The 18,056-nt window shown below is 41.3% G+C and carries 12 protein-coding genes; 5 read left to right on the top strand and 7 right to left on the bottom strand.

The window, feature by feature from the left end; translation table 11 throughout:
• Positions 1 to 110 precede the first annotated feature (110 nt).
• Positions 111 to 4,811, top strand: coding sequence for a DUF3320 domain-containing protein (locus tag ADHAQ_RS0105835; protein WP_026462143.1), 4,701 nt, complete (start codon positions 111 to 113; stop codon positions 4,809 to 4,811).
• Between the two features lie 96 nt (positions 4,812 to 4,907).
• Positions 4,908 to 6,674, top strand: a complete 1,767-nt coding sequence (locus ADHAQ_RS0105825; protein ID WP_051359739.1) for an APC family permease — start codon at positions 4,908 to 4,910, stop codon at positions 6,672 to 6,674.
• Positions 6,675 to 6,780: 106 nt separating this feature from the next.
• Here the strand turns inward: ADHAQ_RS0105825 and ADHAQ_RS0105820 are convergent, their stop codons facing one another.
• Positions 6,781 to 7,011 carry a hypothetical protein gene (locus tag ADHAQ_RS0105820; RefSeq protein ID WP_026462141.1) on the bottom strand — a complete coding sequence of 77 codons (231 nt, stop codon included), beginning with the start codon at positions 7,009 to 7,011 and terminating at the stop codon, positions 6,781 to 6,783.
• A 173-nt stretch (positions 7,012 to 7,184) separates the two neighbouring features.
• Here ADHAQ_RS0105820 and ADHAQ_RS0105815 point away from each other — a divergent pair, with 173 nt between their 5' ends.
• Both ADHAQ_RS0105815 and ADHAQ_RS0105810 read left to right on the top strand, forming a co-directional pair.
• Entirely contained in the window at positions 7,185 to 7,631 is a 447-nt protein-coding gene (locus ADHAQ_RS0105815) for a DUF6799 domain-containing protein (protein ID WP_157433351.1), read from the top strand.
• Between the two features lie 152 nt (positions 7,632 to 7,783).
• Positions 7,784 to 8,458, top strand: coding sequence for a porin family protein (locus tag ADHAQ_RS0105810; protein WP_051359738.1), 675 nt, complete (start codon positions 7,784 to 7,786; stop codon positions 8,456 to 8,458).
• 117 nt (positions 8,459 to 8,575) lie between these two features.
• On the opposite strand, the gene leuB is transcribed toward ADHAQ_RS0105810, so the two are convergent.
• A complete protein-coding gene (gene leuB, locus ADHAQ_RS0105805) occupies positions 8,576 to 9,631 on the bottom strand; it encodes a 3-isopropylmalate dehydrogenase (protein ID WP_026462138.1) in 1,056 nt (351 codons plus the stop codon).
• A gap of 412 nt (positions 9,632 to 10,043) precedes the next feature.
• The gene (locus tag ADHAQ_RS27095) at positions 10,044 to 11,513 is read right to left on the bottom strand and encodes a serine hydrolase domain-containing protein (RefSeq protein WP_051359737.1); all 1,470 of its coding nucleotides are present in this window, start codon (positions 11,511 to 11,513) and stop codon (positions 10,044 to 10,046) included.
• 1,043 nt (positions 11,514 to 12,556) lie between these two features.
• On the opposite strand from ADHAQ_RS27095, the gene ADHAQ_RS24655 reads away from it, so the two are divergent.
• A complete protein-coding gene (locus ADHAQ_RS24655; RefSeq protein ID WP_071781095.1) occupies positions 12,557 to 13,243 on the top strand; it encodes a hypothetical protein in 687 nt (228 codons plus the stop codon).
• Positions 13,244 to 13,385: 142 nt separating this feature from the next.
• Here ADHAQ_RS24655 and ADHAQ_RS24650 read toward each other — a convergent pair whose 3' ends face one another.
• The 4 genes from ADHAQ_RS24650 to ADHAQ_RS24645 form a co-directional block, all read right to left on the bottom strand.
• Positions 13,386 to 14,465 carry a mechanosensitive ion channel family protein gene (locus ADHAQ_RS24650; protein ID WP_051359736.1) on the bottom strand — a complete coding sequence of 360 codons (1,080 nt, stop codon included), beginning with the start codon at positions 14,463 to 14,465 and terminating at the stop codon, positions 13,386 to 13,388.
• A 257-nt stretch (positions 14,466 to 14,722) separates the two neighbouring features.
• The gene (leuD, locus tag ADHAQ_RS0105780; RefSeq protein ID WP_026462137.1) at positions 14,723 to 15,355 is read right to left on the bottom strand and encodes a 3-isopropylmalate dehydratase small subunit; all 633 of its coding nucleotides are present in this window, start codon (positions 15,353 to 15,355) and stop codon (positions 14,723 to 14,725) included.
• A 6-nt stretch (positions 15,356 to 15,361) separates the two neighbouring features.
• Positions 15,362 to 16,777 carry a 3-isopropylmalate dehydratase large subunit gene (gene leuC, locus ADHAQ_RS0105775; RefSeq protein WP_026462136.1) on the bottom strand — a complete coding sequence of 472 codons (1,416 nt, stop codon included), beginning with the start codon at positions 16,775 to 16,777 and terminating at the stop codon, positions 15,362 to 15,364.
• Between the two features lie 8 nt (positions 16,778 to 16,785).
• Positions 16,786 to 17,964 carry a 2-isopropylmalate synthase gene (locus ADHAQ_RS24645; protein WP_084523759.1) on the bottom strand — a complete coding sequence of 393 codons (1,179 nt, stop codon included), beginning with the start codon at positions 17,962 to 17,964 and terminating at the stop codon, positions 16,786 to 16,788.
• Positions 17,965 to 18,056: the final 92 nt, after the last annotated feature.

Genomic DNA, 18,056 nt, shown 5'->3' with positions numbered 1-18,056 from the left:
TGAAATAAATTTTACTTCTAATTACCGTGAATAAATTGCCTGCTGGCATAGCAGTTTTGGTAGGGTATCCGTACTTTTAGCCGAATAACCCCGATCTCTATAAATAATTTATGCCTGTTTCGGATAACCTGATTGCTGCTAAACTGGAAGCTGCCCGTCGTGAATTATTAGACCTAAGCTTGCGGAACCCTTTGCTTAATTACCGCCCTTTAAAGTCAAGAGGGATAGAGGTGGTTAATGAAATTCCGGCAGAAATATTTCGGATCCTGGTGAAGGAAGGCAAGCCCATGTCTTTTCTGCCTATAGATTCTAAAACGGCATTAGACCTGATAGAGCAGGCAGAAGGAAAGGAGGATAATTTTGTTCTGACACCTGCCCAGACCGATAATAAATTACAAACCAAAGAAACCATTGTTAAGCTCCAGGCCCGGTTGCTGGATACTTATCACTCGGCCAGGTTATATGTAGAAGAACAAGGCGTTAGTATTCTCTACCTCGTGTTAGGAACCTTAACCTGGTACGAAGGTGATAATAGAGAAGAGGGGAGGCAGGCGCCGCTGATACTGGTACCGGTAGAGCTGCAACGAACAACGGCTCGGGAGCAATTCCAGGTGCGTTATACCGGCGGCGAAATAGAATCCAACCTGTCGTTGATTGCTCGGCTGAAAGCTGATTTTGGTATTGCCATACCGGAATTGCCGGAGCCGGAAGAAATAGATGTAGTTCAGTATTTTGATGAGGTGTGGCGACAAGTGGTGGGCCGCAAGGGGTGGATTATAAATTCCAGGTCCGTAGCATTAGGTTTCTTCTCATTTGGCCGGTTTATGATGTATAATGATTTGCACGAAGCTACCTGGCCTGTAACTGCCAAACCTGTTGATCATAAAATTTTAAAGGCTTTACTAACGGACGAAGGATTTCAGGAACCACATTCTGCTATTCCGGATGAGGCTCATTTGGATGATTTTGTAGTGCCGGCCGAAAATTGGCAGGTGGTAGATGCCGACAGTACGCAAACCTTAGCTATTCTGGATGTAAACCAAGGTCGTAATTTAGTAATTCAGGGGCCACCGGGAACAGGTAAATCTCAAACGATTACCAACCTAATTGCCGAAGCTATAGGTAGGGGCAAAACAGTGTTGTTTGTAGCCGAAAAAATGGCCGCTTTGGAAGTAGTAAAGCGGCGTCTGGATAAAACAGGTTTAGGAGATGCCTGCCTGGAATTACACAGCCATAAGACAAATAAAAAAGATTTATTACAAGAGCTAAAGCGCACGCTTGATTTAGGAAAGCCTCAGGTTAAGGACCTGGAAAGCGAAATGAATCTCCTGACGCAACTGCGAAGCCGCCTGAATGCTTATGCCGAAGCGGTAAATACACCGGTGGCACAAAGTGATTTAACGGTTTATGCTGTATATGGCCTGCTGCTAAAACAACGGGAACAATACGCGCAGATACAATTGCCACGTTTGGCGCTGCCATCGCTGCTGGCCTGGAGCCGGGATGATTTTAAACGCAGAGAAGCACTGATAGAGGAGGTGCAAGCCCGCCTCAAACAAATTGGTCAGCCCAATAAGTTGTTGTTTTGGGGCAGCCAGCGGCGTACCTTATTGCCTCCCGATATAGATAAAATTACCGGCGTAATTAAGGATGCCAGGCAAAAAGCCGAAGCATTTGCAGAAGCGGCTATAAACCTAGCGGGCATTATGCATTTTCCAGCTCCAGTAAATAAAACAGGGGCAGAGGAGCTCATTTTAATTGTCCGCCGGCTATTACAAAGCCCAAACTACAAAGGTGTAGAAATAAAATCAGGGCTATGGCAGGAAAAACAAAAAGAGCTTGGGCAATTAATAACGGCCGGGAAAACCATAAAGCAAATACAGCAGCAATACGCGGATCAACTGATTCCGGAAGCTTGGGAACAGGATGTCCAGGAAATAAGACAAAATTTAATAACCTACGGCGATAAATGGTGGCGTTTTTTAGCTGGCCCTTACAGGAAAAGCAAAAATAAACTGGCTGGCTTTACCCGTTTGGGTTTGCCAAAGGAAAATACGGCACAACTCAGGTTGGTAGATGCCATTCTGGAAGCCCAGCGCCAGGTAAAAGTTATCAATCAGTATGCTGGCTTAGGGCAAAGTTTATTCAAGCTGCAATGGCAAGGCAAGGAGTCTGATTGGGAAAAGCTAAACATTATTTCTGATTGGTTAAAAAAGTTGCAGGAAGATATAATTGCTGAGCAATTACCAGTTGCGACTTTAGATTACTTAGCGCTGGAGCCGGATTTACGGAGTCTACAACTGCCATTAGCTACGGCAGAAACCGCTTTCTGGAATTTTGAGAAAGCTGTTGCCGAGGTTACTCAGGTCTTGTTTTGGGCAGATAAGGTCCGGTTTAGCTCTGAAAACAGGTTAGCTAATCTGGCCTTTACTGATTTACTTTTTCTCTTAAACCAGTGGCAGGCAAAACCGGAGGAACTGCATCAGGTAGTAGCCTGGAACAGTTCAGCTGAGCGTCTGCAGCACGAAGGTTTACAGGAAATTATTAACCTATCTCTGGATTGGCCGGAAGCAAGCCAGAACTTAGTTGCGGCTTTTCAGCAAACGTGGTTGGAGGCTTTACTGGAAAGAGCCTATGAAGAGCGTCCGGCCTTATTGCAGTTTGAGCGGGCCGGGCACGAAGAAGTTATCCAGAAGTTTAAGCACCTGGATTATTTATCTTTTACTTATAACCAAGCCCGGTTAGCTGCTTTGCATTGGCACCAGCTGCCGCAGCACCGAGCAAGCGGCCAGCTAGGGGTACTGCGCCGGGAGTTCGAAAAGAAAGTGCGCCATTTACCTGTCCGGCAGCTAATGGCCAAAGCAGGTAAGGCTATTCAGGCAATAAAGCCGGTATTTATGATGGGGCCGCTGTCTATTGCTAATTTTCTTCCTCCTGAAGCGGTAGATTTTGATCTGGTAATCTTTGATGAAGCCAGCCAGGTAAAACCGGTAGATGCATTTGGCGCTATTTTACGAGCCCGACAAGTAGTAGTGGTAGGAGATAGTAAACAAATGCCACCCACCAGCTTTTTTGATGCCTTGGTAAAAGATGAAGTAGTAGAAGAAGAGAATATTGCGGCTGAAGTAGAAAGTGTTTTGGGCTTATTTGCTGCCCAGGGAGCACCGCAACGGATGCTGAGGTGGCATTACCGTAGCCGGCACGAATCGCTTATTACCGTATCCAATCAGGAGTTTTATGATAATAAATTAGTTGTTTTTCCTAGCCCCGATACAGAAAGAAAGGAAACCGGATTAGTTTATAATTATTTGCCTGATACATTTTACGACCGGGGTAAAAGCCGAACCAACCCCCAGGAAGCGGAAGTGGTAGCAAGGGCCATTATGGCGCATGCCAAAAATAAACCTGAACTAACGCTGGGAGTAGCTGCTTTCAGTATGGCGCAAATGCAGGCGATTATTTATCAGTTGGAGTTGTTGCGGCGCCAGGATATTAATGCCGAAACCTTTTTTAATGCGCATCCCAACGAACCCTTTTTTGTCAAGAACCTAGAGAATGTGCAGGGTGATGAGCGGGATGTCATATTTATAAGTATTGGGTATGGCCGTACCGAAGAAGGGCATTTGTCTATGAGCTTCGGACCTTTGAATGGAGTTGGTGGCGAGCGACGCCTGAATGTGTTAATAACTCGGGCCCGGCTGCGCTGTGAAGTTTTTACCAATTTATTGCCGGAAGATATTGATTTAACCCGTACGCAGTCAAGAGGTGTGCAGGCTTTTAAAACGTTCCTGAGTTATGCTAAAAATGGAGGCGGAACGCATCGTAGAGGTGCCGTAGCAGCTGTTACCTTGCCGCTTGAAGAAGAAATACGCCAGTTTTTAACAAATGCCGGTTATACAGTAGATGCTCAGGTAGGTTCAGCTGCTTTTTGTATAGATTTGGCTATTGCGCATCCGCAGCAGCCTGGTAAGTATTTAGCAGGTATAACGTGCGATGGCGCAAATTATCATCGGGCCCGATCTGCCCGCGACCGTGATCGGTTACAACAATTGGTGCTGGAGGGATTAAAATGGAATATATATCGTATCTGGAGTACCGATTGGTTTCGGAATCCGGAGGCCGAACAAAACCGGTTGTTGGAGTACCTGGAAAAAGCGTTACAAGGGGAGTTGGAAGTCAGAACTAAAGATAAACAGGTCTCTCCGCCGGAAGTACCAGTAATAAGCCGGCAAACGATATCGGCTCCACTTATTCAAAATGATATCCCACTTTACAAAACAGCCGCCTTGCAAATAAAAATTGGGGATAAGCAGTTGACCGATATACCTGTTAACATAATCCAGAATTGGGTTGAAGAGGTAGTAGAAGCAGAAAGCCCGGTACACGTGCAGGAAGTAATAAGTAGGATTGCAGAAGCTACCCACGTAAATCGCATAGGGCCGCGGGTTCGTACCGCCATTGAATCGGCTATTGCTTTATCTCTGCAAGCAGGAGAAATTAAAAAGGAAAAAGAATTTTTGTGGTTAAGTAACAAGCAGGAGGCACCTCTGCGCAGCCGAAAGGAAGCACCAGCTAGTTTACGAACTATCGAGAGTATTGCCCCGGAAGAACTTAGTTTAGCAATTCAGAAAATAATTAGGGATGGATTTGGAATTGAGCCGGCAGATATTGCACCGGCAGTGGTAAAATTGTTAGGATTGACTCGGGTAAATGAGGACCTGCGCGAAGTGGTCACAATAATAATAGAAGAATTACAAAGGCAGGGAGTGGTTAAGATGCAGGAAGGAATGGTACGAATTACCGGGAGCTAATTTTAAAACAAGCCCAATATTCCTGCGTAAGCAGAGCTACTATTTGCAATTTTAATATTTTTATAAGAATTATAAGCCGGTCTTGCTTTATCCGATATGGAAAAAAATTTAACTAATTCCATTTCCCCTACACATGCTCCTAAATTAACTGAGTTGCCGGCAACAGCAATCTGCGGGAACGACATAACTTCATCCTGCTTATATGTATCGGCATTGGCCATTATTTATGCTGGTCAGTATGCCTGGGTGGCGCTTTTGTTAGTTGGGGCGGTTTTGTTTCTATTTCGTAGAATATACGCCGAAGTGGTGGGCGCGCTACCTTTAAATGGAGGGGCTTATAATGCTTTATTAAATACGACCAACAAACGAACTGCTTCTTTAGCTGCTTGTTTAACGTTGTTATCTTATATGGCTACGGCGGTTATCTCGGCCAGCGAAGCCATGCATTATGTACACCATCTTTGGGCAAATTTGCCGGTTATTGTTGCCACCGTTGGTTTATTGGCCCTTTTTATGGGGCTAACTATACTGGGCATCGGGGAGTCTTCCATGGTAGCCGTTATTATTTTTCTTACCCATATTGCAACACTTACTTTACTGATTATTGTAGGAGGAATGTATGTTTTTAGCCACGGCCTTGATACGTTTCTGCTTAATTACAGGCAACCTGTATCGGGTAGTATTTGGCAAGCGTTATTCTTCGGATTCGCAGCAGCCATGTTGGGTATTTCGGGCTTTGAGAGTTCAGCTAATTTTGTGGAAGAGCAGGCCCCTGGAGTTTTCCCAAAAACGTTAAGAAATATGTGGCTGGCCGTTACCATATTTAATCCTTTAACGGCCCTCCTGGTTTTAGGCATTATTCCCATGAGCCAGGTGGAGCCCCATCAAACAGCCTTACTGGCTTACGTAGGTGAAATAGCCGGTGGGAACTGGTTGGGAATATTGATATCTGTGGATGCTGCCATGGTGCTAAGCGGAGCGGTTTTAACTTCCTATGTAGGTGTAACGGGTTTGGTCCACCGGATGACCCTGGATCGGTGTTTGCCCCAAATTCTTTTAAAAACTAACCGTCGTGGTACGGCCTTTTTAATTATGATAGGCTTTTTTCTGCTTTGTGTTTCTATTTTATTAATAACCAAAGGGGATTTAGGGGCATTAGCCGGAGTTTATACCATATCTTTTTTATCAGTTATGGGCTTATTTGGTGTTGGTAATATTTTACTTAAAGTACGTCGGGATCGTTTGCCAAGACCTGTGAAAGCTTCGGGTATTGCTATTTTAATTGCTTTGCTGGCGGTGGCAGGTGCATTAATAGGTAACGCTATATTAAACCCGGCTTACCTGCTTGTTTTCTTGAAATATTTTGTTCCGGCGGTCTCTATTGTATTTATTATGCTATACCGCACCACCCTGCTGCGGTATTTAGCTTATATAGTTCAGCAGATAGAACATGGCTTTAAAACGGACCTGCCCTTTTCCTCTTATAGCTTAAAGCGGTTGATTATGGAAATAAATTCGCAGCAATTTATTTTTTTCACTAAAGGAGATAACATTGCCAATATTAACAAGGTAATGCGCTACATAGAAGAAAATGAGGACACCCGCCGGATTAAAATCGTGAATATTTTGGGAGAGAATGATACTCCCCCAAAAAAGCTTATGCACGAAGTAGATGTACTAGACCGGGCTTATCCCGATTTAGATGTGGATTTTATTGTAATGAAAGGACACTTTGGGCCTGATCTGATTCAGGAATTATCTAAAAAATGGAATATCCCTAAAAACTTTATGTTTATAGGTTCACCCGGCGATCGGTTTGTATATGGTTTACAAGAGCTTGGAGGTGTAAGATTAGTAATTTAATGGTATGGCGTATTTGCTTAAACAAGTTTATTCTGATACTGTTGCATTAATATAACCAGAATACTAATCGAGGAAGCGGACACAGAAAGAATTTTCAAAAATTGGGTTAGCTTAACTTTAATTGTTCAATTTGCTCATCCGTTAACAAAATGTACCTGTTGTTATACGGGTTAGCATAGAACTTTTCCTCAATTATAAATTCACCCGTATTTAGCTTGTGAATGTTATAACTAAATAAGCTGTTAGATTTCTCAATTACTTTCTCTGTGTTTCTTAAATCAAATTTTCTACCGCAGGTAGTGCTAATGTTGTACATATTATTCATGTTGGATTCCATGATTATGAATAAGTTAATTGATTGGAGTTTCTAGTGATTTTTACGCATTTACCTGTAGAATGATAAAAAAGTTGTAGAAATTTTTAGAAGAACTTTATCCGTAATTTTCTTAAACTAAATTTCTGTTATGGCATAAAAATTGGGATATCCCGTAAAATGGATTTTGAAAGGATATGAAAAAGCTCATTATAACTAGTTTAATGATGCTGTTGTTGGGAACTTCGGCTATTAGGGCAAAGGCACAAAGCTACATGGTCGTGAATAATGGGTATTTGCTGCATAACGGACAAATGGTGCAGGTAGATAATGGAAATGTGCGGCCTGTTAAAAATAAAATATTGTTGAATAACGGCGCTACCGTTTTGCCAAACGGGGTAATCGTGCAGCACGATGGCATCCGCAGAAATTTGCGCAACGGACAAGCAATTGATGGATTAGGCCAGATTCTATATCCGGAAACCCGTCAGGATGGTTCTGTGGTGTTGTTACCAAGTCCGGGAGCGGTTTACGACCGGAATCAATACCGGAATAGTTCAGGAGGGAATAAAAATATGCCGCCTGGAAATGCTTATGGGCGCTATAAAGACCGGGGGAGGCCCAATAAGGGCAGCAGTTTTTAAGCAGATAATTTAAAAACAAATTTATAAACCAGCTTCTGATAGGCCCATGCAAAGTGGGTCTTTTTTTTTGTTCATCCTTTATCAGAATTGGCACGGTTTTTCTAAAAAGGTATAGTATTAAAGTTTTCTATGAATATTAAAGCTATACGATTATGAAAAAGATAATATTTACCCTTAGTCTGGTGTTGTTAAGTTTATTTGCTTTTCAAGCTTCAGCTCAAAATGTGCGGTTTGGTATCAAGGGCGGTTATAACGCAGCTACATGGGAAGGCGACGCTATGAAAAGCTTGGATAATGTAATTCAATTAGCTGATGGCAATGTTACTACAGAGGTTCGTTCTGGTTTCCATGGTGGGATGTATATAGATTTACCTATCGGAACTAATTTTTATATTGAACCAGGCGTTTATTATTCCCAAAAAGGGATGCGATTTCAGGGAAGGTTTTCTTCTGAACGGTTCGATTTTCTGAATTTGAAAGCAACTATTACAGATAAAGCCGAATACATTGATGTGCCGTTGCTGGGTAAGCTTTTTGTGGCAGAGGGCCTTCATTTCTTTGCTGGTCCACAAATGTCTTTCTTAGTATCCAACAAAATTAATACCCGGGCCAGCGTAGTAGGATTTAACCTGATTAATAAAGATTTTAATTACGACAGTCCTTTCCGGAAAACTGATTTTGGCTTGGTTGGTGGATTGGGTTACCGGTTGAATAATGGATTGAACTTTAGTGTTGGCTACGATCATGGATTAAATAGAATTGATAAGGGTGGCCATTTTAATACTTATAATCGGGTGGTGAAAGCCTCTATTGGTTTCGATTTTTAACGTTTCTCTTTCTGTGAAGTATTAGGTAATAAATCGAAAGTTTTACGTGATATATTTAAGGCAAAAAGCCACCTGAACAGGTGGCTTTTTGCCTTAAATATTTGGATTGGATGGTTATTATATAAAGTTGCAAAGTTGTTCGCCTACCTCAGAGGTGCTTAAATAGTCTTGCGGATTAATGTCTTTAGTTACCAGGCCTTTGTCCAGACAAGCTTCCACCGCTGCTCTGATAGCTTTTCCTTCTTCCCATAAATCAAAAGAAGTTTCAAGCAGGGTAGCGGCTGATAATACAGCAGCCATTGGGTTGGCAATATTTAACCCGGCAGCTTGTGGATACGAGCCATGAATAGGTTCGTAAAGAGCAACTTTGCTTCCTACCGAAGCAGAAGGTAACATCCCCAGTGAACCAGTAATAACCGAAGCTTCGTCGGTTAAAATATCGCCAAACATATTCTCCGTTAAAATAACATCAAACCGGCTTGGGTTTTGTATAAGTGCCATAGCGGCATTGTCAACAAACATTAGTTCTAGTTCTATGTCCGGAAAATCAGTAGCATATTGTTGAACTACTTCCCGCCATAACCGGGAGGTTTCCATTACATTGGCTTTATCTACTAACGTTACCTTTTTACGACGCTTGGAAGCAGCTTCAAAGGCTAGTTTGGTAATGCGCAATATTTCATCTTTGGTATAGGTGCAGGTATCATAAGCACTTTCTCTGTCTTCAGAACGTCCTTTTTTGCCAAAATAACTTCCGCCAGTTAACTCCCGGAATACCACAAAATCTACCCCCGCAATAATTTCTGGTTTAAGCGGAGAAGCGCCCGCCAAAGATTTGAATGTAGCAACCGGACGAATGTTGGCATATAAACCTAATGCCTTGCGCATAGCCAATAAGCCTTGTTCTGGGCGTACGGGGGCTGATGGATCATTGTCATATTTCGGATGGCCAATAGCACCAAACAAAATAGCGTCTGCAGATTGGCAAAGCTGTAAAGTTTCATCAGGAAAAGGGTTGCCTGTTTCATCAATGGCAATGGCACCAACGAGCCCTTCTTCAAAAGTGAAATTGTGGTTAAACTTTTCAGCCACTTTCTTTAAAACTTTTACCGCTACGGCGGTCACTTCCGGGCCAATGCCATCACCAGGCAATACAGCTATTTGTTTGTTCATGAGGATATATCTTAATAATTACTGCCGCAAAAGTAAGGACTTTTGAGAAGTTTGTGGAAATAAATATTAAGTAAGTTATAAGGAGTAAAACCAGGTCCTAAGGATATGGTAAAAGCAGTAGTTGACATTACGGGGCGTTTTGTAAGTTTTTAATTTATTTAGCTTGTGTAGGGTGGAATAATGGAACAGCTTCAGGAGCTATATCGGGAACTACTTTTAGAACAACTAGTTAGAGCCACCAGAAAAATTTCTAGGGTAGTAGAATTACCACAGACTAATAAGCTTTAGGTAAGCTAAGATGTGCGGCTTTATAGTAAAACAGAAAGGCTGCCTTTTATTAGCAGCCTTTCTGTTATTTGATATTGTAAATTTTAAAGTATTGGTAGTAGTTTTACTTGTATTATTTAGCAGATTACATATTAATACTGAATAGATCCGTTTGGGGCCAGGTTGATTTGGCTTTTATTTTTTCTTTAAGGGTCGTGTTCAATTCATTAAAAAAAGTTTGCTCGTTGTTGCTAGGTTTGGAGTTTGTTAAAATCACAAAGTTATACTCATTGTTTAGCCTGGTTAAAATGCCGGCAGTGCCGGGTAGGGAGCCTGTTTGAGTCCAGTTAAAAGAGTTCAAGTAAGTATCTTTAAGTAAGGCGGTTTCTACGAGGTCTTTTTTAATGTTGTTTCTATCGATATGTACCATGAAACGCATTAGATCGGCAGCTGTTGCTACCCAACCGCCACTCGCGTCCATCCGGGTTAAATTCAGGTTATAAGGACTCCATTCTGGCTGATAATAAGTAACCTCGTTAGGGAGCTGTTGGTTAAGGGTGTTGCGGGCAATTTTCATGTCTGTAATACCCATAGGGTTCAGCACTTCAGATGTAATGTAATCAGTATAAGCTTTACCAGTTACTTTTTCTATTATGCGCCCTAAAATGCAATAGCCAATATTAGAGTAAAGGAAGGTGGTGCCAGGAGTGTGTTTTAGCGGCTGGTTTACTACCAGGTCTGTTATAATTTGCTTGTGGTTAAGCGATAAATTTGAAAACATTGGGTCGCTTGCTGTATTGTCCCAACCTGCTTTGTGATCCAATAAATGCTGAACCGTAATATCTGTTATGCCAGAGCCAATAGGCGGAATGCCATAGTCCAGTCCTAGAATGCCAGTTGGTCCAAACACCTTCTGGTTTAAGCTTATCTTTTTATCCTGTACCAGTTTTAAGATGCCAATGGCAGTAATAGGTTTTGAGATGCTGGCTATCCGGAATAAGCTTTTGCTATTTACAGCCACGTTGCTTTCCTTGTTGGCGTGACCGTAGTTCTGAACATAAACTAACTTTTCATTTTTAGTAATAGCTACAGCGGCTCCAGGTATGTTGTAGCGTTGCAACAAGGCCTTTACGGCTGCATCCAATTCAGAAAAATCTTGCTCTGTATTAATTTCCTGGTTTGTCTGGGTAACATCCGGGGTGATGGTTGTGGTGTTTTGTGGGGCTTCAGCCTGTTTTAATTCCACCTCATAATTATCCTTGTGGCCATTTTGGGCAACAATATTATATAATACCTGCGAGGTAAAGTTATTGGGCGTTTTACCACTTATTTGTTCTTCTCCATTAATAAAAACTTTGCTGTTATTAAGAGTGGCAAAAGAAGCAATAAGTCTACTGGCATTTGCGCCCTTAGGAAGCTCAATATAAATGTTATTGCCAATGATTTTGGCAGTTATATCTTCTGGTAAAGTAGGATTATTGTCTTTAAGGAAGGTAAAAGTAGTAATTGTATGACTATATGAAGCTGTTAGTGGTTCTGGTAAAATTTCATCTTCTTTTTGGCAAGCCGAATTAAATAATAATAATACAATTAATGGTAAGTAAAATAGTTTCATGCAATAGTGCTTTTATGAATTGTATTTTTTTTATTAGTTTCATAGTTTTAGTCGGATTTTATAGGATTATAGCAGAAATAAGTAATATATATGGTCTGCTTTTTAATGTGTTCAAAATTAATAAAATTATAATTAGAAATCATAAATAAAAGTTCATAAAATTCTAACTTAAATTGTGTTTTAATAAGTTGATATAAATTATTGGGTTGAAGGGATAAGGAAAGAGTAGCGTTAAATGAAAATGCAATTATGGTAAAACATGGTAAAAATGGCTTAAGAGGCTTGTAATTAATGCTTTGTGAAGTGGCGGGTGGATTGGTATTACAGCTGATTGCTTTCGTTTAGTTGCAGCCAAGGCATCTCCTCAAATGTATTTTTGTAATTCTACCGTTATTACCAGGTGAAGATTGAAAAATAGAACCCAGATATAGTATAAAATGCCTTGCCTGTATAGAAGAATATAAAATTTTAAGTATGGTGCAAAGTACTAGTGCCACTAGGGGAAGGGTGAGATAATATTAGTCACGAGAAAGACGCAACCGAACCTAAGTTTAAGTTGTAGCAATTAGCGCTGGTAAATCCGAGCGATTATTAAGGGCTCGGTTAGCATTATTTATGTGTTCTAGCTTATAAAAAATTTAAGGCCAATAACATTCTGGTAATATTCTTTTGTTTGTGGAATTGGTAAATTCTCGTCTTCTTTTTAGTCCATGTTAGTAAATTGTATCAGTAGAAGTATTTTCGTTATAGAGGTGCTTTACAAGCTTATATTTAAAGCTTTTCATTATTTAGATCGGGGCACTTCAAGACCACCATCTGGTAGATTAAATTATTTAAGCATAAGAGTTTTTATAGTTAAAGGAAATAAAAATTAATTCTGGAAGCCTGTTAATAAGGGGGTGTTCTAATTAAAAATACGGATGACTGAGGTTATTACGGAAAAAGATTAAGTATTAAATCTCACTAATTAAGTTGACATATTTATAAAAAGGCCGTACACCAAAGTGGTAAAATTCTTAATCTATTAAAATTGGAATAACCTTATGAAAAAGAAATGGATTTCAGCAGTAGCGGCAGCGATAATGTTTCCTTCCGCCATATTCTTAGCATCAGCCAATACTGAAGGGAATTTTTGGGCAGAACAGCCTGCCCAAACTACTGGTGGCAGTACTTCAGGTGCCGCTGGCGGTAGCGCCTCCGGAAGTACTTCTGGTACCACCTCCGGAACTACCACAGGAAGAACAACTGCTGGAACAACAGCGGGTACTACTTCAGGTGCAGGTAGTGGCGCTATGACTGGTTCTACTTCAGGTACAAATCGGGGTGGAACTACGTCTGGTACTACTTCCGGAACAATGAGGGGCGGAAGCACCAGCGGTACTACTGCTGGGACAACAGCTGGTAGAACAACTTCAGGAAGAACTACAGCAGGAACAACTTCCGGAAGAACAATGGGTACTACTGCGGGAACTACATCTGGAAGAACCACAACCGGCACAACAGCCGGTGGTATGGGTACAACTGCCGGTACTACGGCTGGAGGTATGGGTACAACAGCAGGAACTACTTCCGGTAGAACTACAATGGGAACCACCGCTGGTACCACTACCACCGGAACTACTTCAGGTGCTGGCGGCATGGGTACAACAGCAGGGGGTACTATGGGTACTACTTCCGGCGGCACAACTAGTGGCACAACTACTACCGGTGCTTCTACAACAGCCAGGTAATTTTAAGTATTTTATAAAAAAGGCAGCTTTTTTAAGCTGCCTTTTTTTATGTCTTTAATTTTAAAAGATCGATTACATAACTTTATATGATAAAACAGCTTTGGCTTTTTTATAAGGCAAACTATCATAGCCTTGGCAAACCTTATTTTTTTAAATTATTTTTGTCTTCTGTATGCTGGGCTGATAAGAATAGGGTGCGGGTAGGATAAGCAAAATCAACACCTGATTTTTCAAATTCTTCAAAGATCCGGATGTTTATGGCCTGCTGAATATCCATATATTTATTGTATTCCGGATCAAGTATAAAATACACGGTTTCAAAATCCAAGCTGGAGTCGCCGTAGGCCTGAAAGTGGGACCTGTCGAACCGCACGGGGCTTTGTTCTTCAATTACACTTTTGATTATTTGCGGAATTCGTTTGATGTTATCCAAAGAAGTTTGATAGGTTACCCCAAGCTTAAAAACAATCCGGCGTTGTTCCATCCGCTTAAAATTATGAATGCGGGAGTTCATCAGGTCGCTGTTAGAAAATACCAGTTGTTCCCCGGATAAAGTTTTTACACGAGTGGTTTTGATGCCAATATAATCTACAATCCCATTTTTTTCGTCCACCACTATAAAATCACCGGTTTCAATAGGTCGGTCAAAGAAAATGACAAAGTAGTTAAATAAGTCACCCAGTATATTCTGAGCGGCTAATGCAATAGCAATACCCCCAATTCCCAGACCGGCAATAATAGCGGTAACATCATAACCTAAATTATCGAATAGGAACAGAAGGCCTATTCCCCAAACGATTATGTTGATGATTAGCATGATGCCACCCAGCTGCTTTACCTTCTCAATACCATTGTCCTGATGCCTTACATATGCTTTCAGGACTAGCAGGATGGTTGAGGAAATTAACCTGATGATAAGAAAGGTAACGGCAACTGTTATGGCAATTCTGAAGATATTTTGCAGCCGTAGAGTTAAGGTAAGGTAGTTTATACCAATATAAACGGCAGTTATGTAAAAGGCCGGAATGCCAAACCGATTAATACTGGATACAATAAAGTCATCTATATGAGTGGTTGTGCGGCTGGTCCAGCGGATTACGCGGGTTAATACAACTCGCTTAATAACATTTGTTGCAATAAAGCCCAAAAGAATTATACCCAGGGCAATTAGGTAATCTTGAACAGTATTTCGAAGGTAAACTCTTTCTAGCAGTTCTGTCATCGTCCTCTTTTTAAATTTCAGTTAAAATGCTAGAGTACGAGCAATGGTTTGGGGGAGGTTATGTTTTAACTAAATTTAAAAGGTAGAAATTGCTGAAGTTAGCTATTGCAGAAACAAAAGAGCAGGACGTTTAACAAAAGGTATTTAGATATGGCCAGTTTGGTTTTGAAGGTGCTTTTACATGGATAAACTAACCTGTGGGTAACAAAAAAGCCAGTTCTTAATGAACTGGCTTTTTACTATTTAGTAGCTTAAAATTAAGCTTCAATTTCCTGCTCCTGGTTTAAGCCGACTAAGCTTAAATATTTGCTGGTTTTTTCGTAAGCTTCAATTTTATCTCTTAACGCTAGTAGATAATCAATATCATCATAGCCATTAATTAAGCAAGTTTTCTTGTACTGATTTATTTCAAACTTTTCGGAAATAGCAGTGCCTGCAATCGTTACAGTTTGTGTTTCCAGATCTACTTCCAGTTGTGTATTTCTGTCAGCAAAAATATGCTCTAAAACAACGGCTAAAAATGCATCCGAAACCTGAACAGGTAACAAACCATTGTTTAGCGCATTGCCTTTAAAAATATCGGCGAAGAAGCTGGAAATAACTACTTTAAAACCATAATCGGCAATGGCCCAAGCAGCATGTTCGCGGCTGGAACCACAACCAAAGTTTTTGCCTGCTACCAATATCTGGCCACTGTAGTTAGGATTGTTAAGTACAAAATCAGCCTTAGGGCTATTTTGGTTGTCATAACGCCAGTCGCGGAACAGGTTATCTCCGAAGCCATCGCGGGTAGTAGCTTTCAGAAAACGAGCCGGAATAATCTGGTCGGTATCAATATCTTCTATCGGTAACGGAACTGCCGTTGAGGTTATTTTTACAAATTTTTCCATGTCGTACTAAGCATTTAATAATTCACGAACATCGGTTATTCTACCAGATATTGCCGTGGCAGCTGCCGTAAGCGGGCTGGCTAATAAAGTGCGGGCGCCTGGTCCCTGCCGGCCTTCGAAGTTCCGGTTAGAGGTAGAAATACAATATTCGCCTTTCGGTACTTTGTCTTCGTTCATGCCTAAACAAGCCGAGCAACCTGGTTCGCGCAATTCAAAACCAGCTTCTTTCAGAATAACATCTAAGCCTTCAGCTATTGCTTGTTTTTCTACTTGCTTGGAGCCTGGTACAATCATAGCGTTTACATTAGGTGCTTTGCGTTTGCCTTTTACAAAATCAGCTACTAAACGTAAATCCTCAATGCGGGAGTTGGTGCAGGAACCAATAAATACATAGTTGATGGGTTTATCAATTAAAGTATCACCGGCATTAAAGCCCATATAAGCTAATGATTTTTCAAAAGAGGCTTTACCACTTTCTTCTTTCAAATCAGCAACGGTTGGGATGTTTTCAGTGATTTTAATACCCATACCCGGATTGGTACCATAGGTAATCATTGGGGTAATATCAGCAGCATCGTAGGTTAACTCCACATCAAAAGTAGCGCCTTCATCAGTGAATAAAGTCCGCCAGTAAGCTACGGCTTCTTCAAATTTATCACCTTTAGGAGCAAAATCACGGCCTTTGATATACTCATAAGTAATATCGTCGGGGGCAATCAAACCGCCGCGGGCACCCATTTCGATGCTCATGTTGCAGATGGTCATGCGGGCCTCCATGCTTAAGCTGCGAATTGCCGATCCGGCATATTCGACAAAATAACCGGTAGCACCACCCATCGTTAATTTAGAGATGATGTACAAAATAATATCCTTGGAAAGGACACCATTGGCTAACTCACCTTCAATGTTAATGCGCATGGTTTTGGGCTTGCTCTGCATTAAGCATTGTGTTGCCATAACCTGCTCTACTTCTGAAGTACCAATACCAAAAGCAATAGTGCCAAACGCGCCGTGAGTAGACGTGTGGCTATCGCCGCATACAATGGTCATGCCGGGTAAAGTAACGCCTAGTTCCGGTCCAATTACGTGCACAATACCCTGGAAAGGGTGACCTAAACCATAAAGTTCAATGCCAAATTTGGCGCAGTTCTCAGTTAATTTATCAACCTGAAAACGGGAAAGCGGCTCAGCAATAGGTAAATGCTGGTCCTTGGTAGGTACGTTATGATCGGCAGTAGCTAATACGTTTTGCGGACGAAATACGCCAATACCTCTTTTTTCTAAGCCGGCAAAAGCTTGCGGGCTGGTTACTTCATGTATTAAATGGCGGTCGATGTACAATACATCCGGGCCATCTTCTATACTGGTTACCACGTGGGCGTCCCAAATTTTTTGAAACAATGTTTTCTTATCAGATGCCATTCTTACTATTAACTTTTAATTCCGGCGTTTTCTTTTTTAATCTCAATTTTTTGGTAAAGTACACCCAGATGGTCGTCGTTAACAACCTTTACCTCATCTGCTAACACTAAGTAATCCTGATAAATTTCATCAAGCTCTTCTTTATTAATAATATAGCCTAGATTTTCCATGCGGTGTTTCAAGGCAGCCCGGCCGCTGCGGGCCGTTAATACAATAGAAGAATCAGCTACCCCCACATCATGCGGATCGATTACTTCATAAGTCTCGCGGTGTTTCAGAAAACCATCCTGGTGAATACCAGAAGAGTGGGCAAAAGCATTATCTCCTACAATAGCTTTATTTGGCTGAACGCGCATGCGCATCAGGCGGGAAACCAGGCGACTGGTAGGGTAAATGCGTTGGGAATTAACACCAGTATTTAAAGCCAATTCTTTATGGCTTTTCATAATCATTACCACTTCTTCCAGCGAGGTGTTACCAGCCCGTTCGCCAATACCGTTAATGGTACATTCAATCTGGCGGGCGCCGTTCATAACTCCGGATACAGAATTAGCGGTTGCTAAACCTAAATCGTTGTGGCAATGAACCGAAATAATGGCTTTATCTATATTCTTAACGTTTTCTTTCAGGTATTTAATTTTGGCACCATATTCCCAAGGAAGGCAATAACCTGTGGTATCGGGAATGTTAACTACAGTAGCACCAGCGGCAATCACAGCTTCAATCATCTGCGCCAGGAAAGGCAAATCAGCACGGCCGGCATCTTCTGCATAAAACTCAATATCTTCTACAAATTGCTTGGCATATTTTACGGCGGATACACCCCGTTCTAAAACTTCTTCGCGGGTAGAGTTAAATTTATACTGGATGTGCATATCAGAGGCGCCAATACCGGTGTGAATCCGTTTGCGTTTCGCATATTTCAAAGATTCAACCGCCACATCAATATCACCTTTAATAGCACGGGTTAAAGCACATATCGTTGGGTTCGAAACGGCCTTGGAAATTTCTACTATTGACGTAAAGTCGCCCGGGCTTGAGATAGGGAAGCCAGCTTCAATGATATCTACTCCTAACTCCTCTAAAGCCAAAGCTACTTCAATCTTTTCACGGGTATTCAACTGACAGCCGGGGACTTGTTCTCCGTCGCGTAGCGTCGTGTCGAAGATATGGACTTTATCACTCATGAGAATTACTATTTAATACTATTACTGCTACTATATTTTTACAAGTTAGCAAGTTATAGATAAAGTTAATTATAAAATTTGTTTTTTGGCAG

Origin of the sequence: Adhaeribacter aquaticus DSM 16391 (genome assembly GCF_000473365.1) — a bacterium.
GTDB classification, from domain to species: domain Bacteria; phylum Bacteroidota; class Bacteroidia; order Cytophagales; family Hymenobacteraceae; genus Adhaeribacter; species Adhaeribacter aquaticus.
The sequence above is the reverse complement of the archived record's forward strand: the minus strand, read 5'-3'. Positions and strand labels throughout refer to the sequence as shown.

Bases quoted from the DNA above. Each gene is read 5' to 3' on its own strand.
- leuB (WP_026462138.1), bottom strand. From the start codon at position 9,631: ATGAACAAACAAATAGCTGTATTGCCTGGTGATGGCATTGGCCCGGAA.
- ADHAQ_RS24645 (WP_084523759.1), bottom strand. From the start codon at position 17,964: ATGAGTGATAAAGTCCATATCTTCGACACGACGCTACGCGACGGAGAA.
- ADHAQ_RS0105820 (WP_026462141.1), bottom strand. From the start codon at position 7,011: ATGGAATCCAACATGAATAATATGTACAACATTAGCACTACCTGCGGT.
- ADHAQ_RS0105810 (WP_051359738.1), top strand. From the start codon at position 7,784: ATGAAAAAGATAATATTTACCCTTAGTCTGGTGTTGTTAAGTTTATTT.
- leuD (WP_026462137.1), bottom strand. From the start codon at position 15,355: ATGGAAAAATTTGTAAAAATAACCTCAACGGCAGTTCCGTTACCGATA.
- ADHAQ_RS24655 (WP_071781095.1), top strand. From the start codon at position 12,557: ATGAAAAAGAAATGGATTTCAGCAGTAGCGGCAGCGATAATGTTTCCT.
- leuC (WP_026462136.1), bottom strand. From the start codon at position 16,777: ATGGCATCTGATAAGAAAACATTGTTTCAAAAAATTTGGGACGCCCAC.
- ADHAQ_RS0105835 (WP_026462143.1), top strand. From the start codon at position 111: ATGCCTGTTTCGGATAACCTGATTGCTGCTAAACTGGAAGCTGCCCGT.
- ADHAQ_RS24650 (WP_051359736.1), bottom strand. From the start codon at position 14,465: ATGACAGAACTGCTAGAAAGAGTTTACCTTCGAAATACTGTTCAAGAT.
- ADHAQ_RS0105815 (WP_157433351.1), top strand. From the start codon at position 7,185: ATGAAAAAGCTCATTATAACTAGTTTAATGATGCTGTTGTTGGGAACT.
- ADHAQ_RS27095 (WP_051359737.1), bottom strand. From the start codon at position 11,513: ATGAAACTATTTTACTTACCATTAATTGTATTATTATTATTTAATTCG.
- ADHAQ_RS0105825 (WP_051359739.1), top strand. From the start codon at position 4,908: ATGGAAAAAAATTTAACTAATTCCATTTCCCCTACACATGCTCCTAAA.